Origin of the sequence: Lelliottia sp. CFBP8978, from assembly GCF_034046055.2 — a bacterium.
Classification (GTDB): Bacteria; Pseudomonadota; Gammaproteobacteria; order Enterobacterales; family Enterobacteriaceae; genus Enterobacter.
Genome location: NZ_CM188253.1, coordinates 1,062,562 through 1,080,937, shown reverse-complemented (window position 1 = coordinate 1,080,937; position 18,376 = coordinate 1,062,562). Strand labels below are relative to the sequence as shown.

Sequence of the window (18,376 nt, the reverse complement as noted above, 5' to 3'; positions counted from 1 at the left end):
TAATTAATACACCAGGTTGGCAACCCAATCCACCGATATATTTTTTGCTTATGCCTTAAAAAAACAGCCAACAATAAAATGCCAGTCTATTCTTACAGGTTTATGACAAAAATATTTCAGCAAGATGAACAATATATTACATACCCTTACATAATATAATGCCAATACTTATCTGAGGGCGAGTAACGTCACACAGTGATGTTGATTCAGGCGCATGAGACGATAGCTCCGGCCTCTTCGCAGGCCGGGACACTCATCAAACCAGATGTCGATGCTCCCGTGTTCCAGGCGATTATCTCTCAAACCAGTCCGATTAAAGACATTTTCATCGGTTTCGTGGGCGGTTTTTGTGGCGTATTCTCACACCGTACCGTCGTCCGAGGGCATTTATTCCCGCCAAACCGCGTCGTACTATATAATATTAATTTTTTTGCAAAAAATATCCAAAATAACATCCCAGCGGCCATCACAAAGCATGGTCTAATTTTAGACCAAAAAACAAATGACAAAACAAATATAAAACACAATCATCAAAACAATTTTAATAATATCACCAAAAATTACCCACCAATAATTCATCAAAACTAAAGACATAATCAACCTGAATGAAAAAATCATTTCGTAACATTTTAAACCAATTAATAAATTTATTTCCCTAGGTGCAAACCTATATTATGACTATTCTCAACTGCGCAGTGACTGATAGGTTTTGCTCTATCAACTTTTCTTTATTTATTACATTTAATGGACTTAAAATATGTTAATCAAAAAAAGAATGTCTGGCGCCTTATGGCCCATGTTATGTCTCTCCCTTGCAGCAACCGTAAATATTGCGCATGCTGAATCCACCGAAGTAAAAGGCCTGTCCCAGACCCTGGTCATTGATGGAGAAGTGACCAGCGGAAGCTGTGACGTGGATTTCCCGGCTACCATCAACTTTGCCGATCAGGATATCACCGAGCTTAAAGATGCCGCACATGCCGTGAGTTACAATAGCCTAACGCCTCCAACGACGCAGCCTAATATTGTGTTAAGCGCCTGTTCTCCACAGCAAATGTTCACCGTCAAGCTGATCGGTACAGCTGATTCGAAAGACGCCACCGCACTTGCCAATGACGCGACGGATGATCCAGCACACGATGTGGCGATGCGTGTATTCGTTGGCGATTCCACTGACTCGGCTCAGCTGAAGCCGAACGTTGTCTCAAAAGTTTATAATGCCGATGCAGATGGAAAAATGACTCTGCCGTTCTGGCCTGGATTATTAAAAACGGACGACTCCGTTACTCCGGGCAACGTTCATGTGACCGGCCAGGTTGAAATTGACTACCTTTAATTTATTAGGGATGAATCTAAAAATGAAAAAATTGCCATGCGCTGCTGCACTTCTTTTTTTAAGTGTGTCCACCGCCCATGCTCTCGACCCCGACACCAAGGACTTTGAAGCGACCGGGAAGATTACCGAGAAAGGATGTATGTTAGAACCTTCTCAACCCGTCGCTATTACGTCGGTCTCTTTTAAAGAACTGGCATCATCGGGAACCGTGGAAACAGACGGCCCAGGGGCCAATGCCACAATGTTTACCCTGACCGCAACAAATTGTTCAGGAGGTCAGGTGCAAGCCAGCGTTGTAGGGACGCCGGATGCTACTGATTCCAAGCTCCTTGCTATCGACTCTACTGCAGGCGCTGCAGAAAACGTGGCTCTCGCGTTTGGCACTGAATCGCCGAGTACCGATGGTAACATATTTTTACCATTAAATGACGGATTGGCGGACCCAACGGACCCGGATCCGTACAAGACTGACCATGAATTCTTCTTCTTTGCTGAAGTGGTGAAAACGGCTCAAACAGCAGTTCCAGGAACTGTTCACGCCACGGCACAACTGCATATTACTTATCTTTAAATAATGACAGGCCGCCCAGGCGGCCTTTTCCGTTGAGCATTATGAAAAATTTACTTTATCCACTAATCGTCTTGTTACTCAGTACATTTAACGCCCAAGCCAGCATTAAGCTTAGCAGTAACCGATTAATATATGACGGTGCTAAACCCGAAGTTACTCTGTCGTTAATAAATGACGATACCCGCGCTTTTCTGGTACAGGCCTGGGCCGATGTGAAAGGAAATCCACTGCTGGAAGGTAAACCGATTCCCTTTATGATCACACCGCCTCTTTTCCAGATGGAGCCTGGTGCAGAAAATGTGGTACAGCTGGTTTATTTGGGCGGCGCGTTACCGACAGACAGAGAAAGTCTGCTGTGGCTAAATATTAAGTCGATTCCCTCCATTAAAGAAAGCGAAGAAAAAAGTACCAGTAAAATGCTTTTGGCAGTCAGTAATCGCATTAAAGTGTTTTACCGTCCAGCAGGTTTGAAAGCATTAACCGGCTCGGTTATTGAAAATTTAAAATGGAAGAAAGGTGACAACAATACGGTCGTCGTCACTAACGAATCTCCCTTTTATGTCGTGATGAATAAAGTCCTGATTAACGGCAATGCTGTCACGGTCTCTATTGATCAGAACAATACGGTTGTCCCACCTTTTGGGGATAAAACGTTTTCGGTTACAGGCTCACACGGCGCTACCCTTCCTGTGACCTGGAGCGCATTGAATGATTATAGTCTTCCCTCAAAAGACTACTCAGCAAAAGTAGCCTGGTAAATTCACAATGCGTAAGACGCGTATCGCCATGCTTTGCATGGCGTTATTTTCAGTTAAAAACGGCATGTCCATCGCCCATGCAGAGAACCACTACGATCCGGCTTTATTGAAAGTGATGGATGGTGCGCCTGAAATTAAAAATATTGATAAGGAGATCACCCAGCAGTTTAAAGAGGGAGATTACAAGCTGCATGTTTTTCTCAATGGCGATAAAGCTTTTAAGGTCATGTCCGTCACGTTAAAAGACCAGGATCAGGGAGCGCCCGTCCCCTGCTTTACGCGTGAAGACTATATTTCGTTTGGCATTGATATCTCATCATCTGGTGTGCATCTTCCTGAAGACGGTGACAAAACCTGCAAATTGCTCACCAAAGCGATACCAGAGGCAACTTATCAGCTCGATCCCTCTCAAATGGGATTAAGGCTGCAGTTCCCGCAAACCATGATGTTGCAGAATTTGGACGGCTATGTTCCGCCCTCGCAGTGGGATGAGGGAATACCCGCGATCATCGCGCAATATCAGTATACCGGCTCTAAAACGAAAGCGAATTCAGACTCCACCGGGACGAGTGAAACCAATCATTTTCTTAATCTTACCAGTGGCATTAACCTGGGGGCCTGGCGACTGCGCAATAACTCTACCTGGCAGAACCCGACCGACGGCGAAAAAGCCTGGAACAACATTAGCACCTACATTGAGCGAACCCTCCCGGGCCTGAAAAGTGAATTCATTGCCGGGGATACTTACACCTCTGCGGATACGTTTGACAGCATTCAGCTGCGCGGTGTCCAGATGACCACCGATACCGATATGTATCCGGGGCGCATCAACGGCTTTGCCCCCGTGATTCGCGGTATCGCCCGAAGCAATGCCACTGTGACGGTCAAAGAACACAATAACGTTATCTATCAGACCAACGTCACGCCAGGACCGTTTACCATCAAGGATCTCGCCCCGGTTTCCACGGGAGGCACGCTTGACGTGACCATCAAGGAGAGTGACGGTTCAGAAACCCATTTCCAACAAAACTACGCCACCATTACCAATCTTCAGCGACAGGGCTTTTTTAAATACTCCCTGGCGTTGGGCCGCTATAAACCCGATGAAGAAACGGATGACTCGTCCGATGATAGCGAGATCCTCCCTAATCCAGATGATGACACCGATGACAAAGTTCAGAGCAAAACGAAGAGTAAAGAGGCTTATGTTATCCAGTTCAATTCAGCGTGGGGATTGCCTTATAACCTTACGCTGACAGACGGTGTCCAGATTGCCGAATCCGACTATTATGCGGGCAATCTGGGTATTGGCGCCGATTTAGGATTTCTGGGGGCGCTGATGTTTGATACGACCTACTCTCAGGTCCGCATGGATGATGACGAGGTGCCTACAGGCGTCAAGGGCCACAGAAGCGGGGTCAGCGAACGCCTTGCCTATTCACGGCACATCGACACCACCGATACGGATATCCAGGCCAACGCCAGGCACTACACCCGGGATTACGCTTCCCTTGCCGATGCCATGGTGTTTGAGAGCAACAGCCAAAATAAGCAAAAGGAATATGAGTACACCGTCTCGATTAACCAGATGGTCATGGATTCCCAGAGCCTGTTTTTCTCGGCAAATAACACCCTTTACTATGATAACCAGTCCTCTCAGAGCTGGCAGGCGGGGTGGAATACCAGCATCGGCAGCGCGCAGATTTCACTCTCTCTCAGCCTGAATAAAAATGGAGATGACACAGAAAGTGCCGGCTGGGACAAACAGATTGCCGTGACGGCTTCGCTTCCGCTTAATCTTTTTGAGAAAAATAATTCAGGCACCTTATCCTCAACGCTCACCACGGATACCAAAGGAAACGACACCGTACAGAGTGGATATTCCGGTACGGCGTTGCAGGATCATCAGCTCAACTATTCAGTCCAGGTGGGGCGCAATTACAACCAGGATGGCGATGACACGAACAACGGCAATCTGGATCTGACATGGGAAGGCAGAGCGGGTGAAGCCCAGATAGGTTATGCCCATGAAAGTGCCCAGGATAAGACATCCTGGGGAATGAACGGCGGAATCGTTATTCATGCCAATGGCGTGACGCCAGGGAAATATTCCACCGGCGCCATTGCTCTGGTTAGCGCGCCAGGTGTTGCCGGATTACCGCTTGCCGGAAACACGGGGGTGAAAACCAATCATTGGGGATATGCCCTGGTGCCTGATATTCAGCCGTACACCCAGGATATCATTCAGTTTGATAGCCAGACCGGCGATGTTGCCGATATGGATTCGATCTCCCAGACGGTGACGCCAACCCGGGACGCCGTCGTGATGGCCAAATTTATCACCCACCCGGGGGAGAAAATGGTGGCGACATTATACCGTGGTGACGCCTTTATTCCTTATGGTTCAAGCGTCAAGGTCAATGACATCGATCGTGCTTTCTTTGTCGGCAACGACGGGCAAGTCTATTTGAGTGGTATTCCTGAACAGGGTGTTCTGACGATTTCCTTTGGTGAACACCAGACATGTCATGCTCGCTATGACGTCCTTCACAGCAAACGCTATCAGCAATTTAATATTGCGACATTGCACTGTTTGGATTGAGATGATGATGAGATATTTCTTTGTCCTGCTTTTAATTTTAGGTTTTTCATCGCACTCGTGGGCTTGCGAAGGTAATGGCGCGCGAGTCTCAACTATTCGACTTCAGTTTGCGATGAAGGATATTCTCGCGCAGAAAAAAATTGGCGATATTTTATATTCCCAACGCGCCACCCTCTCTGATTTAACAAAAAGCAGCGATGAACTGGCCTGTAGCGATAAATTGGGGGTTCTCAACGTAACGGGAATTCTGGCGGGAAGAGAAGTCGGGAAACGCGTCTATCAAACCTCTGTTCCAGGGATTGGCATCCGGATTTTTTATTACAATAATCAACCCGGAATTGGCAATACCTTAAAAGCCATACCGTTTAATGATATTAGCGTCGTCAATAAAAATAAGCCGCTACGCCCGGAAAACATTACGCTGAAAATTGAGCTGGTTAAAACCGGGCCGATTGCGTCGGTGCCGGTTCTGTTATTCCATCAGGCCGCGCTGCTTCGTTTCGCGGTTAAAAACGATACCACCATTGTTAATCTTCAGCTGATGGCAACATTGCCTGAAACGGTGTGTAATTTTGATTCGCAGCAGACTGTATTTCATCTTCCGGCGCAGCCCGCTGCAAGTATCAGCGAGCGAAAAACGCATTTCCGTTATCCCATTCCGGTTAAAATATCCTGTAACGGTGAACCTCATTTAATGACGGTGACGCTCAATGGCGATGCTTACGATGCATCTCAGGGGATATTCAATATTGAAAATGTGCAGGGTTCAGCGCAAGGCGTTGGCGTTCAGTTCTGGTATCGCGCGCTCCCCATCCGGACAGGAAAACCGCTACAGATTTTCTCACCTGGCAGGTTAACGGTGAACAATCAAATCATCCTTCCCTTTTTTGTCAGCTACGTCAGGACAAAAAACGACATCACGCCCGGTAGAATCAGCGTGGGGGCGGTGTTACACATTGATTATTTATAATGTAAACGTCACCTGGCCGCTGTGGTTCCATTTGTAAGACACAAAACCGCCCGGGTGGGCGGTTTCGCAAAATGATAACGGTTAGCTTTGGCTTACAGGGGGAATATTGCCGCTATTGGCTTCTTGCCTTTAGTCGTACAACCATTTTCCGGCTTTCGCTGACTCAGAGTTTGCCCATGTGTTCGTTCCGCTAAAATCAGACTCTGGGAAAGCATTTCTTGTTGCCCATGACCGTATTGCACATAAAATGACCATACACATTTGGGAAAGGAAGCTTTATGGATATCGCGCTGCTTAATAGGGGATGGAACAGAACATGGTCAGATACCATGGTGAATCTGGAAGCCCGGAAACTCGTCGAAACAGCAAATCGGCTGTCAGCATTTTATTTGCAAGATGGTCTTACACGTATCAAGTTTGTCGAAGAGGTAAGGCAGGTCGTAGAGAAAGAATTTGAAACTGCACGACGGGCCAAAACCGATGAAGAATGCATTGCATGCATCAAAAATCTGCGTGCCGAAACAGATAATCTACAAGAACAAGAACGCCTGTTAAGAACCAGAGCCGCCCAACTTTATGCAAAGGTCGAGTTTGTCAGGGAAAACAATAAAATCGTCGGATACGTGATTTCGGCAATCCATATAGTGGTATCTGGCACAGCATTATTTGGTGGTATGGTTATGATGTCCACTATGACCCCTGTCGGAGTTCTTGCAGGTGCAGTTTTATTCGTTGATGGTATTAACGGTATAACAAAAGAAGCAAGCCATCTTCGCTATGGTGAACAATCCAAATCGGAAGGGATTTTTGCTGATGGCGCAATAGAAGCCGCACAATTTATGTGGTTTAGCCAAAAAAATGGGTTAGCTCTTTATAATACGGTGACTCTGGGGGCTAGTGTCTATAGTATCTTCGGCTTAGCAAGGAAACCTGGAGCCTGGCGATTATTCCGTTGGCTGCCGCGTGATTACTACCGAAAAGTTGACATAATGAGCAAGCCTAAGCTTACGATGAAAATCGCTGGATATGGTGTCAAAGCGAAAGTCATTTTTGATCTTCTGGCTACTGATAACAGAACTGATTAAGATTTGTTCGTCCTACAGAATCGCCAAGATTTATAAGCAAGTACAGGCGGTTGTATAAAAATTGCAACCGCTGCTCCACAAGAAAGGCCAATAGCACCAGAGAAAACACTCTGCTCAGATGCGAATATCACAAGAAAAATCAATACAGCAAGGCAACCGGACACAACCCACACAGCAAGAATAAAACGCCTGGCCAGATCCCTGATAGCATTCCCCAACGTTCCACCATAGCTTTCAACGTTGTTCTTTATCTTCTTCAAATCCGATGGTGTAAAGCCAGTCCTCAACAAAGCCTCATCAGTAACATCCATATTGTCCTCTCCGTATTTCTTAACTGGCGATGGTACACATAATCATACTGATGAACTTTACAGCATTCCAGCCGAAACTGTTTCTCTAATTCTGGAAAACTACCGTTCCCAAAAAAGTCCTTACCGTTAAGTTCAGAAGGTTAGATCAGGGAACAGATGTCCTTTTCTTTATTTGATGAAATCAAGTAGACCAAGTGTCAGCAGTTGCGAATGGATCGGAACGAATCGGCGCGAACTGTCCGTTTTAAGCGTCTGATTCGGATTCAAGTTATCAACACGGAAGCACCAAATTCCATCAACTTTCATCACGTCATTGTGGTAAAGCTGGCAGATTTCATTCTGCCTCATCCCCGAATAGCGACCAATCAGAATGATCCACCGCTTCCAATCCTTCACGCCATGTAAAGCAATGTGCAATCGTTTCAGATCGTTGAGCGTGTATGCTGGACGGCGATCCATTGGTGCGGTTGTTTCCTTAACACCCATCCCCTCAAATGGGTTTCGAATCTCATCATCCGTGCGAGTTGCAAGCCATTTGAAAAACGCCGAGTTCTTTTTGATGTAACGGTTTCTGGTGGATGCTGAACCTTCAAGGCCATCAACAAACGCCGCCGCGCTTCGTTTGCTGAAAGGCTCTTTTGTGGAAGTCAGATAAGCATTCACGCATCTGTTGATCGTCTGTATTTCCCGTTCACCAATAGATCCGACTTTAGCTTTGGTGTACTTATCAAACTCGCTCTTCAGGCTCTTGAATGGCTTTTTCTGTTGTGGTTGTTGGAAGGAAGCAAACAGGGTTGCAGTGTGTGCCGGGATGGACTGCGGAACGCGGTTGAAAGGTTGTGAGGTGAGATATTTCTCCACACGGAGCAAGGCTTCACGCCTGGAACGTGTGCGAAGAGAAATACGAATTTCACGGCGTTTCCGAGGTGTCAGGTAGACCCTACAGTAGAACCAGATCCCGCGACAGGAAAGCATAAGATGCGCCATTGATTACCGTTTTGAATGATACACAAAGGTTGTATCACCGCCGTTTCAATGCACGAAAACAGGAGTTACATGATGGATATCATGCACTTAGCAGAAATGGGTGGGGGCCCTGCCAGCTACATCCCGGCACACACGTCATCTGCCTTGGCTGCTTCCTTCCGGATCTGACCTGGTAAACAGAGTAGTGTTGCGGGAGAACCAACAGAGCCCCCATTGAGAGCGTTGTTAACCAACGCGCTGGCGCATTATCCATGCACAGGATCGCAATTGCAAGGTCGCATCAACCAGATGATGGTTTATTGCGCAAACCTCGCGATTTATCCGCTATTATGCTCATCCACGAATGAAATGCGCCCAAGGATGAGTCACTATATCTCTACTAATTAGACCCGCCGTTCCTCATGATGTTCCCGGTTTATGCAATGTGCGCACGTCAGTGGCTGAAAAGTCTATGACCCGGAAAGAGATGCGCGCCGTCGGTTTCTATCGTCACGTCGGTAGAGGGAGCGAAACGGCCGTGAATCACGATGAGATTCGCTTAGAGAAACAGCGACAGGAGTAACCCATGGATGAGCACGACACATTCCCGCAGCGGGTGTGGCAAATAGTCGCCTCGATACCGCAAGGATATGTCACAACCTACGGCGATGTGGCCCGGCTGGCGGGCTCACCGCGAGCGGCGCGTCAGGTTGGCGGTGTCCTGAAACGTCTGCCTGAGGGCAGCACTTTGCCATGGTATCGGGTGGTCAATCGCCATGGGGAAATCTCGCTCACCGGCACGGACTTACAGCGTCAGCGGCAGGCATTGCTGTCTGAGGGCGTTCAGGTGTCGGGTAAAGGGAAGATTGATATGCAGAAGTATCGCTGGGTGTATTAACCGCCCTCCCCGCGAGGAGAGGGCAAAGGTCGTGCTTAGTACTGTGTCGGAGCGGGAACCGCTGAAGATGGGCTCACTTGCGTCGGCGACGTTGACGGAACCGTCGTGACGGCTCCACCGCCCTGCTGTAACGGCACGGCAGTTTGCTGAACAGGGACCAACGTCAGATCGGCTTTAGTCCCACCCTGGTTGATCACCGGCTGTACCGTGTCGGTGATAAACACCAGTTTGTCATTCACGGTAATCGCCGCACTCAGCAAGATACGCGCGTTTGGCTGAATGTCTGCCGGATTAAAGGGCAGTACAAAGCTGAACGGAGCCTGTTTACCTTCAGTACGGACCGCTTTCTGCGACAGCACTTTTGACGGCGCATCAGCCAGAGAAGCATCGGACAGGGTAACGGTCAGAACGGCGTCTGGCGGCAGAGCCACTTTCTGGCGGATCCAAACTGAACCAGAAACGTTAGGCTGCTGCATGGTTGGCTGTGTGGTCGCACCAGCGGCATTAGGGTTTGGCGCTGGCGTCTGGATGTCCGCACTTTTATCCGCACAGGCAGACAACGCAACCGCTACCGCTAAACCACTTAACATGTGCACGAGTTTCATTGAGTTCTCCTTATCTTCAATGCACCAGCGGGATCGATCCCGCCAGAGAGTGGTTAACAAAAACATAACGTGACTAAGTGTGGCACAAATCACTTATATCTGCCTGGTTTCCACCGATTATTCAGATTATTGCACCCATCGGACCACTTTCATTTCTGCGTTATAATCAACGTATCTTTCGCTGCGGCGTTTATTGAGGACGACTATGAGTCAGGCACTGAACAATCTGCTGACATTACTGAATCTGGAAAAAATTGAAGAAGGACTCTTCCGCGGACAGAGCGAAGATCTGGGCTTGCGCCAGGTCTTTGGCGGTCAGGTCGTGGGACAGGCGCTGTATGCTGCCAAAGAGACCGTGCCCGAAGATCGGCTGGTACACTCGTTTCACAGCTATTTTTTGCGCCCTGGCGATAGCAGCAAACCGATTATTTATGACGTTGAAGTGCTGCGCGATGGCAACAGTTTTAGCGCTCGCCGCGTAGCGGCCATCCAGAATGGCAAACCTATTTTTTATATGACGGCGTCGTTCCAGGCCCCGGAACCGGGTTATGAGCATCAAAAAGCGATGCCTTCCGCCCCTTCACCGGATGACCTGAAATCAGAAACAGACATTGCCCGCGCGCTGGCTCACCTGCTGCCACCGCAGGTTAAAGAGAAATTCCTGTGTGATAAACCGCTGGAGATCCGCCCGGTTGAATTCCATAACCCGATGAAGGGACACACCGCCGAACCGAAACGCCAGGTGTGGATGCGCGCTAACGGCACCCTGCCGGCCGATCTGCGCGTTCATCAGTATCTGCTGGGTTATGCTTCAGATTTCAACTTCTTGCCGGTGGCTTTACAGCCGCACGGCGTCGGCTTCCTCGAAAAAGGCATGCAGGTTGCGACGATTGACCACTCCATGTGGTTCCATCGCCCGTTTGATATGAACGACTGGCTGCTGTATAGCGTGGAAAGCACCTCGGCGTCGAGCGCTCGCGGGTTTGTTCGCGGGGAGTTTTATACTCAGGAGGGTGTTCTGGTCGCGTCTACCGTGCAGGAAGGGGTGATGCGCAATCGGGGATAGAAATTGGCTCCGAACGGTCCCCTCTCCCACAGGGAGAGGGAGAAAACATTAAAAAAGGCAACTTACGTTGCCTTTTTGCTTTTACATGGAGTCACTCAATCTTATCAGGCGTTGTAAGCGTTCTCGCCGTGGCTGTTCACGTCCAGGCCTTCACGCTCTTGCTCTTCTGGTACACGCAGGCCAACGGTCATGTCCGCCAGCTTGTAACCGATAAAGGCCACTACACCGGACCAGACGATGGTGATGCCGATACTTTCCAGCTGAACCAGAACCTGATGGCCCATGGTCACGCCTTCTGCGTAGCCCACACCGCCCAGAGACGTTGCCGCAAAGATACCGGTCATGATGCAACCCACGATGCCGCATACGCCGTGCACGCCGAACACATCACAAGGATCATCCACACGCAGCAGACGTTTCAGCGCCGTCACGCCCCACAGTCCAGCCAGACCGGCCACCAGGCCCACCAGCAGCGCACCGCCGACACCCACGAAACCGCAGGCCGGAGTGATACCTACCAGACCGGCAATCGCACCGGAACACGCGCCCAACAGAGACGGTTTGCCGCGAACGACCCACTCGCCAAATACCCAGGAGAGGATGGCACCCGCGGTGGCGACCACGGTGTTAACGAATGCCAGCGCCGCGATTTCGTTTGCAGCACTTGCTGAACCGGCGTTGAAGCCGAACCAGCCAAAGTAGAGGATCGCCGTACCGGTGAAGACCATCGGCAGGTTGTGCGGTTTGAATGCTTCTTTACCAAAGCCCACACGTTTGCCAATCAGGTATGCACCCACCAGGCCTGCTACCGCGGCGTTAATATGCACCACCGTGCCGCCAGCGAAGTCCAGCGCGCCATGTGAAGCCAGCAGACCGCCGCCCCAGACCATATGCGCGATAGGCACATAAGAAAGCGTCAGCCACACGACGACAAAGATCAGAACCGCTGAGAAGCGAATACGCTCAGCCAGCGCGCCGACAATCAGCCCCACCGTGATACAGGCGAACGATCCCTGGAACGCGACGTGGATGTACTGATAGAAGCTGCCCATCAAGGCAGTCAGTTCGATGTTTTTCAGCATCGCCCAGTTAAAGTTACCGAAGAAGGCATTCCCTTCGCCGAAGGCCAGAGAGTAGCCATATACCACCCACAGAACGCAGACCAGCGCGAACGTGACCGCAACCTGAGTCAGCATAGAGAGCACGTTTTTACCGCGGATCAGGCCGCCGTAAAACAGCGCAATACCCGGAATGGTCATGAACAGCACCAGCGCGGTGCAGATCATCATAAAGGCGTTATCAGCCTTATCCGCTACCGCAGGGGCAGCCATCGCCAGGCCCGGCAGCAGTGCCAGAGACCCCAGAGCCATTTTGATTGTTGCTTTCTTCATTTTCTCGATCCCTATCACTGTGTGCCAGGAGTTACTTACAGTGCTGCTTCGTCAGCTTCGCCCGTACGGATGCGAATGACGCGCTGCAATTCGGCAACGAAAATTTTGCCGTCGCCAATTTTTCCGGTGTAGGCCGCTTTGCTAACGACATCAATCACCTCATCGAGCTGATCGTCAGCGATCGCCACATCAATCTTCACTTTTGGCAGGAAGTTGACGCTGTATTCCGCTCCACGATAGAGCTCCGCGTGGCCCTTCTGACGACCAAAGCCTTTCACTTCGGTGACAGTCAGTCCCTGAATACCCATTGAAGACAACGCTTCACGCACGTCTTCAAGTTTGAATGGTTTGATGACAACCGTAACCAGCTTCATAGTTCCTCTCCAGTCAGAATTCGATAATGGCCGCAGCTAATACACAGGAGTTATTGCAAGCAGTGTGCCAGAGTTGGAAAAAAAGCAGAAATCAGGCTGGAGTAGCGGATACAGGCGAGACGCAACGCGTGGATAAAAAAAACGCACCATGACAGTGCAGGGTGCGTTTCTTTTTTGCACCAACAGAAATCCCTGTTAGCGCTATGCTTGTTTTTGGTGCATCAGGCGCTAAGCGTCTGATCCTCGCGCGTACTGGCCGCCAGCTCTTCGCCCGCCAGCTGCAGTTGATACATTTGCCAGTAGCGCCCTTTCGCTTCGAGAAGCTGACGATGCGTACCCCGTTCAACGGCCTGACCGCGATGCAGCACCAGAATAGTGTCGGCCTCGACAATCGTCGAAAGCCGGTGCGCAATCACGACCAGCGTCGTCTGTTCCCGCACAGCCGCCAGCGCCTGCTGGATAGCCTGCTCCGTACCGGAATCAATACTTGCGGTCGCTTCGTCGAGGATCAGCACCTGCGGCGTCTCAATCAGCACGCGCGCCAGGGCCAGCAGCTGTTTCTGCCCGACCGACAGATTATTTCCCTGCTCGCCGAGCCGGGTGTAAATCCCTTCACTCATCTCACGCGCCAGATCCGCCAGCTGGACTTTCTCCAGCACTGCCCAGACCTGTTCTTCACTGAACGGGCGACCCAGCGTGACATTGGCGTAGAAGGAATCGGCCATCACCACCGGATCCTGCTGGACCATCGCCACGCCCTTGCGCAGCGTGCTGTGGCTAAGGGTTGAGAGAGGACGACCATCGAGGCGAATTTCACCTTTTGTGAGCGGGTAGTAGCCCATCAGCAGGCTGGCGAGCGTGCTCTTTCCGCTGCCGGTATGCCCCACTAACGCCACAAAGCTGCGCGAGGGAATATCGAGGTCAATGTCCTGCAGCACCAGCCGATCATCGCGATAGGCAAAGGAGACGTTATCAATCGAAATGGCGCCGCTTTGCAGTTCCCGTTCGTCATCGCCATAGGTTTGTCGCGGCCTGTCCATCAACTCAAAGACGCGTTCCCCGGCGACCACCGCCTGTTGCAGCATGGATTGCTGCGTCGTCAGCTCAATCAGCGGTTCGTTAAGGCGTCCCAGATAGCTAATAAACGCATACAGCACACCGACCTCTATTGAGCTGCCCGAACCTAAGCCGAATAACATCAGCAGCCCGCACAAGACCAGGGCCGAAAAAAGGCTCAACAACGGGCGTAACAGAAAACCATCCAGCCGCAGCGTTTGCATACGCGCCATGTAGTGCGAGCGACTCGCTTCACCCATTCGTTCGCCAAAACGCGCCTGCTGACGGAACTGCTGAATGACGCTCATCCCGTTAATGACCTCGTTAAACCCGTCGTTGATATCAGCCAGATACCCACGCACGCGCCGAACGATAGGCGTGCTGTAGCGTTGATAAATCACCATCACGATTAGCACGGCCGGGAAGATAGTGATGGCCACCAGCGCCATCCGCCAGTCGAGGCTAAACATCGCCACCAGCATTGCCCCGATAAGCGCCGCGCTGCGCAATACCGTCGCCACCACGGTGACGTACAAATCGCGGATCACTTCGGTATCGTTGGTCACGCGGGAAATCACCTGACCGACGGGTTGAGTATCAAATTCACTTAACGGCTGGCGCAGCGCCGCATCCATAACGTCCGTTCGCAGCTGTTGCACCACTCCGACGGCCGCCTGGTTAAACAGGAGTGATTGCGCATAATGCAGCGACGCGGCAAGCAGTTGCAGGCCGACATACGCCACCGCCAGCCCGGTAACCAGCCCGAGCGGGAGATAGCTTTTGGCCACCATATTGTCGATAAAATAGCTGATTAACAGCGGCCCGCTGACTTCCGCAATCGCCGCAATCCACAGCATGATGACCGCAATCGAGAGCGGTTTACGCCACGGAGAGCCGTAGGCCAACAGGCGCTTCAGCGTGGGCCAGAGCTGGATAAACTTACGCATCGGCGGCCTCCTCACTCTGTTCAGGCGCATCATCCAGCGCAGCCTCAAGCTGTTGATAGCGATACATATCGCGATACCATCCCGGCTGTTCCGCAAGGTGATCGTGGTGACCACGCTGGGCGATATGCCCGTGCTGCATCACCAGAATTTCGTTCGCTTCAGTCAGGGCTGACAGACGATGGGCGCTAATAATCACCGTGCGCCCTTCTCCCCACTGACGCAGGTTATGCAGGATCTGGTGCTCCGTACGTCCATCGACGGCAGAAAGCGCGTCGTCGAGAATCAGGATTTCGGCATTCAGCAACAGGGCGCGAGCGATAGAAATACGCTGCTTCTGACCGCCAGAGAGCATCACGCCGCGCTCACCCACTTCGGTTTCATATCCCTGCGGCAGGCGCAGAATATCGTCATGGACGCTGGCAAGCCGCGCCACATGCTCGATCTCTTCCTGTGTCGCATTCGGGCGACCCAGCGCAATGTTATTCGCCACCGTATCAGAGAATAAAAATGGTGTCTGACTGACCACCGCCAGGCGACTGCGCCAGGCATCCAGCCGCAAACGCGTCAGCGGAATAGCGTGAAAACAAATCTCGCCCTGGGTGACATCAAAGTGACGCTGGATCAGTGACAGTACGGTACTTTTCCCGGCCCCGGTCGGGCCGCAGATTCCCAGCATTTGGCCGGGACGTAGCGCAAAGTTCACATTGCTCAGCGTCGGGCGTTCGGTTTGCGGATATGAAAACTCCGCAATTGCCACGTCCAGCACACCACGCCCTTCTGGCACGGATTCGCTGCCGTCGTTCACAACAGGCGCTTCTGCAAGCATTGAGCGAATGCGGCTGTAGGCGGCGCTTCCGCGCTCAACGATGTTAAACATCCACGCCAGCGCCAGCATCGGCCAAATCATTAGCCCGAGATACATGGCAAAGCTGGTCAACTGCCCGAGCGTCATGGAACCGTTGACGACCATCCAGCTCCCGCCGCCAATCGCTAGCAGGTTTGCGGTGCCAATGGCGATGTAAATGGTGGGGTCGAAGCGGGCATCAATACGCGCCACGCGCAAATTTTTAGCGCCCGTATCGGCGGCATCGGCGGCAAACAACGCCGACTGTCGGTCCTCAAGACCAAAGGCCTTAATCATACGGATACTGGTCATACTCTCCTGCGTTCTGTCATTCAGTGAGGAGAACGCCGCCTGCGCCAGTTTGAAACGCTCATGCAACTGTTCGCCGTAGCGGTTGATCGCCAGCGCCATCAGTGGCATCGGTAACAGCGCCAGCAGCGTCAGTTGCCAGCTGATTTGCGTCGACATCACGATCAGCACGGCGCAGCCCATCACCAGTGAATCCACCAGCGTTAACACCCCTTCCCCCGCGGCAAAAACCACGCGATCGACGTCGTTGGTGGCGCGAGCGATTAAATCGCCGGTACGATGACGGAGATAAAATTCAGGATGCTGGCGGCTGAGCTGCCGATAAAAATCTTCGCGCAATTCGACGGCAAGCTGATAGGAGGCGCCAAAAAGCAGGACGCGCCAGACGTAACGCAGCAGGTAGACAATCACCGCGGTGAGCACCAGCGTGCCGATCCACATCAACACCCGTGCGGTGGTGTAATGCTGTTCCGTGACACCATCCACCACGTATCCCACCACTTTGGGTGGGATCAGTTGCAGAATGGCAATAATAATAAGCAGGGCCACTGCGCCGAGATAGCGTCGCCATTCCCGGCGAAAGTACCAGCTTAATTGAGCAAATAATCGCACGCGGTAAATTCCTGAAGGTATTGTTCCGGCAAGGCCTGGAAGTTATTCAATGGGTAATGCGGTGGTGTATTTTATCTGTTCCATGGCGAAACTCGAGGTGACATCCGACAGGCCTGGAACGCTGTTCACCAGGCGTTTATAGAAGTCATCATACCGTTTCATATCCGCCACCTGAACGCGCATCAGATAGTCATATTCACCCGCCATGCGCCAGAAACCAAGCACCTCGGGCATTTCAGAGACCTCGGTAACGAACCGGCAATACCAGTCGCTGCTGTGGTGCTGCGTTTTTATCAGAACAAACGCGGTCAATCCAAGCCCCAGTTTTTCGGGATCGAGCAGTGCCACGCGTCCGAGTAAAATGCCCTCGTCTTCCAGACGCTTGAGGCGTTTCCAGCACGGCGTGGTGGTCAGATTAACGGCATCGGCGAGCGCCTGCAAAGAGAGGGTGCAATCCTTTTGCAGCAGTGAGAGCAGCTTACGGTCAATTTTATCTAACATACCCACCCCACAGAGAATATTTTTCTCCTGACATTCTATTTTAAAGGCCAGATAGCAACAATTTTTTCTGTGCTTTTCGCTATGCTGGGCACAAAATGACAAACGGATACACACGATGAATAGCACCTGGGTCAAACATGCAATCAGCGAAATCAATGCCGATTATCAACGCTCTGCCGACACGCATCTGATTCGCCTCGCCCTGCCGGGTTTTCCCGGAATTCAGCTCTACCTGAAAGATGAAAGCACTCACCCGACCGGCAGCCTGAAGCATCGCCTGGCGCGCTCGCTGTTTCTGTATGGTCTGTGCAACGGCTGGATTAAAGAAGGCACCACTATTATTGAGTCGTCATCCGGCTCAACCGCCGTGTCTGAAGCCTATTTTGCCCGTCTGCTGGGTTTGCCGTTTATCGCCGTTATGCCGTCATGCACCGCTAAACGTAAAATCGAACAGATCGCCTTTTACGGTGGTCGCTGCCACTTCGTGGAGAGCGCCTGCGAGATCTACGCCGCCTCAGAAATGCTCGCCCGCGAGTTAAACGGTCATTATATGGATCAGTTTACCTACGCCGAACGCGCAACCGACTGGCGCGGGAATAACAATATTGCCGACAGCATTTTCCGTCAGATGAGCCACGAACCACACCCGATACCTTCGCACATCGTGATGAGTGCCGGAACCGGCGGCACCTCAGCCACGATTGGTCGTTATATTCGTTGCCAGGGTTATGACACTCAACTGATGGTGGTCGATCCGCAGAACTCCGTATTCCTCGATTACTGGCAAAATCGCGATGCCAGCCTGCGCAGCAGCGTGGGCAGTAAAATCGAAGGGATTGGACGCCCTCGCGTTGAGCCGTCGTTCATTCCTGACGTGGTTGACGAGATGCTGCGCGTACCGGATGCAGCGAGCGTTGCCACCGCGCACTGGCTGGAGTCCCAGCTGGGCCGCAAAGTGGGCGCCTCGACGGGCACGAATATGTGGGGTGCTCTGCAGCTGGCGCACAGAATGCGCGACGAAGGCCGTACCGGTTCGATTGTGACTCTGCTCTGCGACAGCGGCGAACGCTATCTCGATACCTATTACAACGCAGATTGGGTGAAAGCCCACATCGGTGACATCGAGCCGTGGAAAGCGCAAATTGCGCAGATGACCGCCCTGACAAAGTAATCC

18 protein-coding genes and 1 other RNA gene are annotated in these 18,376 nt (G+C 51.4%); 10 read left to right on the top strand and 9 right to left on the bottom strand.

What is annotated here, in order from left to right; all coding sequences use genetic code 11:
- The first annotated feature begins 198 nt into the window (after positions 1-198).
- The 7 genes from SOM82_RS05010 to SOM82_RS04980 all read left to right on the top strand — a co-directional run bounded on the left by SOM82_RS05010 (position 199) and on the right by SOM82_RS04980 (position 7,322).
- Positions 199-588 (top strand): hypothetical protein, encoded by a 390-nt coding sequence (locus tag SOM82_RS05010; RefSeq protein ID WP_320460164.1) that lies wholly within the window; start codon positions 199-201, stop codon positions 586-588.
- Positions 589-757: 169 nt separating this feature from the next.
- Entirely contained in the window at positions 758-1,336 is a 579-nt protein-coding gene (locus tag SOM82_RS05005) for a fimbrial protein (RefSeq protein ID WP_320460165.1), read from the top strand.
- The gene (locus tag SOM82_RS05000; RefSeq protein ID WP_320460166.1) at positions 1,323-1,907 is read left to right on the top strand and encodes a fimbrial protein; all 585 of its coding nucleotides are present in this window, start codon (positions 1,323-1,325) and stop codon (positions 1,905-1,907) included. The genes SOM82_RS05005 and SOM82_RS05000 overlap by 14 nt, the downstream gene beginning before the upstream one ends.
- Positions 1,908-1,948: 41 nt before the next feature.
- Complete coding sequence (locus tag SOM82_RS04995) at positions 1,949-2,665, top strand: fimbrial biogenesis chaperone (RefSeq protein ID WP_320460167.1); 717 nt, start codon at positions 1,949-1,951, stop codon at positions 2,663-2,665.
- A gap of 7 nt (positions 2,666-2,672) precedes the next feature.
- Positions 2,673-5,267, top strand: a complete 2,595-nt coding sequence (locus SOM82_RS04990) for a fimbria/pilus outer membrane usher protein (protein ID WP_320460168.1) — start codon at positions 2,673-2,675, stop codon at positions 5,265-5,267.
- 1 nt (position 5,268) lies between these two features.
- On the top strand, positions 5,269-6,237 hold the full coding sequence (locus SOM82_RS04985) for a fimbrial protein (protein WP_501083554.1): 969 nt from the start codon (positions 5,269-5,271) through the stop codon (positions 6,235-6,237).
- A 278-nt stretch (positions 6,238-6,515) separates the two neighbouring features.
- On the top strand, positions 6,516-7,322 hold the full coding sequence (locus SOM82_RS04980) for a DUF4225 domain-containing protein (RefSeq protein ID WP_320460170.1): 807 nt from the start codon (positions 6,516-6,518) through the stop codon (positions 7,320-7,322).
- Here the strand turns inward: SOM82_RS04980 and SOM82_RS04975 are convergent.
- From SOM82_RS04975 to ffs, 3 genes are all read right to left on the bottom strand, one after another.
- Positions 7,319-7,633, bottom strand: coding sequence for a hypothetical protein (locus tag SOM82_RS04975; protein WP_320460171.1), 315 nt, complete (start codon positions 7,631-7,633; stop codon positions 7,319-7,321). The genes SOM82_RS04980 and SOM82_RS04975 overlap by 4 nt on opposite strands.
- Before the next feature lie 168 nt (positions 7,634-7,801).
- A complete protein-coding gene (locus SOM82_RS04970; RefSeq protein WP_320460172.1) occupies positions 7,802-8,620 on the bottom strand; it encodes an integrase in 819 nt (272 codons plus the stop codon).
- 107 nt (positions 8,621-8,727) lie between these two features.
- An RNA gene (gene ffs, locus SOM82_RS04965) (signal recognition particle sRNA small type) lies at positions 8,728-8,824 on the bottom strand.
- 361 nt (positions 8,825-9,185) lie between these two features.
- On the opposite strand from ffs, the gene SOM82_RS04960 reads away from it, so the two are divergent.
- Positions 9,186-9,497, top strand: coding sequence for an MGMT family protein (locus SOM82_RS04960; protein ID WP_320460173.1), 312 nt, complete (start codon positions 9,186-9,188; stop codon positions 9,495-9,497).
- 35 nt (positions 9,498-9,532) lie between these two features.
- Here SOM82_RS04960 and SOM82_RS04955 read toward each other — a convergent pair whose 3' ends face one another.
- Complete coding sequence (locus SOM82_RS04955; RefSeq protein WP_154127645.1) at positions 9,533-10,102, bottom strand: YbaY family lipoprotein; 570 nt, start codon at positions 10,100-10,102, stop codon at positions 9,533-9,535.
- Between the two features lie 205 nt (positions 10,103-10,307).
- On the opposite strand from SOM82_RS04955, the gene tesB reads away from it, so the two are divergent.
- The gene (gene tesB / locus SOM82_RS04950) at positions 10,308-11,168 is read left to right on the top strand and encodes an acyl-CoA thioesterase II (protein WP_320460174.1); all 861 of its coding nucleotides are present in this window, start codon (positions 10,308-10,310) and stop codon (positions 11,166-11,168) included.
- A gap of 104 nt (positions 11,169-11,272) precedes the next feature.
- Here tesB and amtB read toward each other — a convergent pair whose 3' ends face one another.
- From amtB to SOM82_RS04925, 5 genes are all read right to left on the bottom strand, one after another.
- Positions 11,273-12,559 carry an ammonium transporter AmtB gene (amtB, locus tag SOM82_RS04945; protein WP_154127643.1) on the bottom strand — a complete coding sequence of 429 codons (1,287 nt, stop codon included), beginning with the start codon at positions 12,557-12,559 and terminating at the stop codon, positions 11,273-11,275.
- A gap of 35 nt (positions 12,560-12,594) precedes the next feature.
- Positions 12,595-12,933 carry a P-II family nitrogen regulator gene (gene glnK / locus SOM82_RS04940; RefSeq protein WP_012016323.1) on the bottom strand — a complete coding sequence of 113 codons (339 nt, stop codon included), beginning with the start codon at positions 12,931-12,933 and terminating at the stop codon, positions 12,595-12,597.
- Between the two features lie 221 nt (positions 12,934-13,154).
- The gene (locus SOM82_RS04935) at positions 13,155-14,936 is read right to left on the bottom strand and encodes a SmdB family multidrug efflux ABC transporter permease/ATP-binding protein (RefSeq protein WP_154127642.1); all 1,782 of its coding nucleotides are present in this window, start codon (positions 14,934-14,936) and stop codon (positions 13,155-13,157) included.
- Positions 14,929-16,701, bottom strand: coding sequence for a SmdA family multidrug ABC transporter permease/ATP-binding protein (locus SOM82_RS04930; RefSeq protein ID WP_320460175.1), 1,773 nt, complete (start codon positions 16,699-16,701; stop codon positions 14,929-14,931). Before SOM82_RS04930 ends, SOM82_RS04935 begins: the two co-directional genes overlap by 8 nt.
- Before the next feature lie 42 nt (positions 16,702-16,743).
- On the bottom strand, positions 16,744-17,202 hold the full coding sequence (locus tag SOM82_RS04925; RefSeq protein WP_320460176.1) for an Lrp/AsnC family transcriptional regulator: 459 nt from the start codon (positions 17,200-17,202) through the stop codon (positions 16,744-16,746).
- A gap of 115 nt (positions 17,203-17,317) precedes the next feature.
- Here SOM82_RS04925 and SOM82_RS04920 point away from each other — a divergent pair, with 115 nt between their 5' ends.
- A complete protein-coding gene (locus SOM82_RS04920; RefSeq protein ID WP_320460177.1) occupies positions 17,318-18,373 on the top strand; it encodes a PLP-dependent cysteine synthase family protein in 1,056 nt (351 codons plus the stop codon).
- Positions 18,374-18,376: the final 3 nt, after the last annotated feature.

Coding starts and splice junctions, on each gene's coding strand:
- SOM82_RS05010 (WP_320460164.1), top strand. CDS start 199: ATGTTGATTCAGGCGCATGAGACGATAGCTCCGGCCTCTTCGCAGGCC.
- SOM82_RS05005 (WP_320460165.1), top strand. CDS start 758: ATGTTAATCAAAAAAAGAATGTCTGGCGCCTTATGGCCCATGTTATGT.
- SOM82_RS04995 (WP_320460167.1), top strand. CDS start 1,949: ATGAAAAATTTACTTTATCCACTAATCGTCTTGTTACTCAGTACATTT.
- SOM82_RS04990 (WP_320460168.1), top strand. CDS start 2,673: ATGCGTAAGACGCGTATCGCCATGCTTTGCATGGCGTTATTTTCAGTT.
- SOM82_RS04985 (WP_501083554.1), top strand. CDS start 5,269: ATGATGATGAGATATTTCTTTGTCCTGCTTTTAATTTTAGGTTTTTCA.
- SOM82_RS04980 (WP_320460170.1), top strand. CDS start 6,516: ATGGATATCGCGCTGCTTAATAGGGGATGGAACAGAACATGGTCAGAT.
- SOM82_RS04975 (WP_320460171.1), bottom strand. CDS start 7,633: ATGGATGTTACTGATGAGGCTTTGTTGAGGACTGGCTTTACACCATCG.
- SOM82_RS04970 (WP_320460172.1), bottom strand. CDS start 8,620: ATGGCGCATCTTATGCTTTCCTGTCGCGGGATCTGGTTCTACTGTAGG.
- SOM82_RS04960 (WP_320460173.1), top strand. CDS start 9,186: ATGGATGAGCACGACACATTCCCGCAGCGGGTGTGGCAAATAGTCGCC.
- SOM82_RS04955 (WP_154127645.1), bottom strand. CDS start 10,102: ATGAAACTCGTGCACATGTTAAGTGGTTTAGCGGTAGCGGTTGCGTTG.
- tesB (WP_320460174.1), top strand. CDS start 10,308: ATGAGTCAGGCACTGAACAATCTGCTGACATTACTGAATCTGGAAAAA.
- amtB (WP_154127643.1), bottom strand. CDS start 12,559: ATGAAGAAAGCAACAATCAAAATGGCTCTGGGGTCTCTGGCACTGCTG.
- glnK (WP_012016323.1), bottom strand. CDS start 12,933: ATGAAGCTGGTTACGGTTGTCATCAAACCATTCAAACTTGAAGACGTG.
- SOM82_RS04935 (WP_154127642.1), bottom strand. CDS start 14,936: ATGCGTAAGTTTATCCAGCTCTGGCCCACGCTGAAGCGCCTGTTGGCC.
- SOM82_RS04925 (WP_320460176.1), bottom strand. CDS start 17,202: ATGTTAGATAAAATTGACCGTAAGCTGCTCTCACTGCTGCAAAAGGAT.
- SOM82_RS04920 (WP_320460177.1), top strand. CDS start 17,318: ATGAATAGCACCTGGGTCAAACATGCAATCAGCGAAATCAATGCCGAT.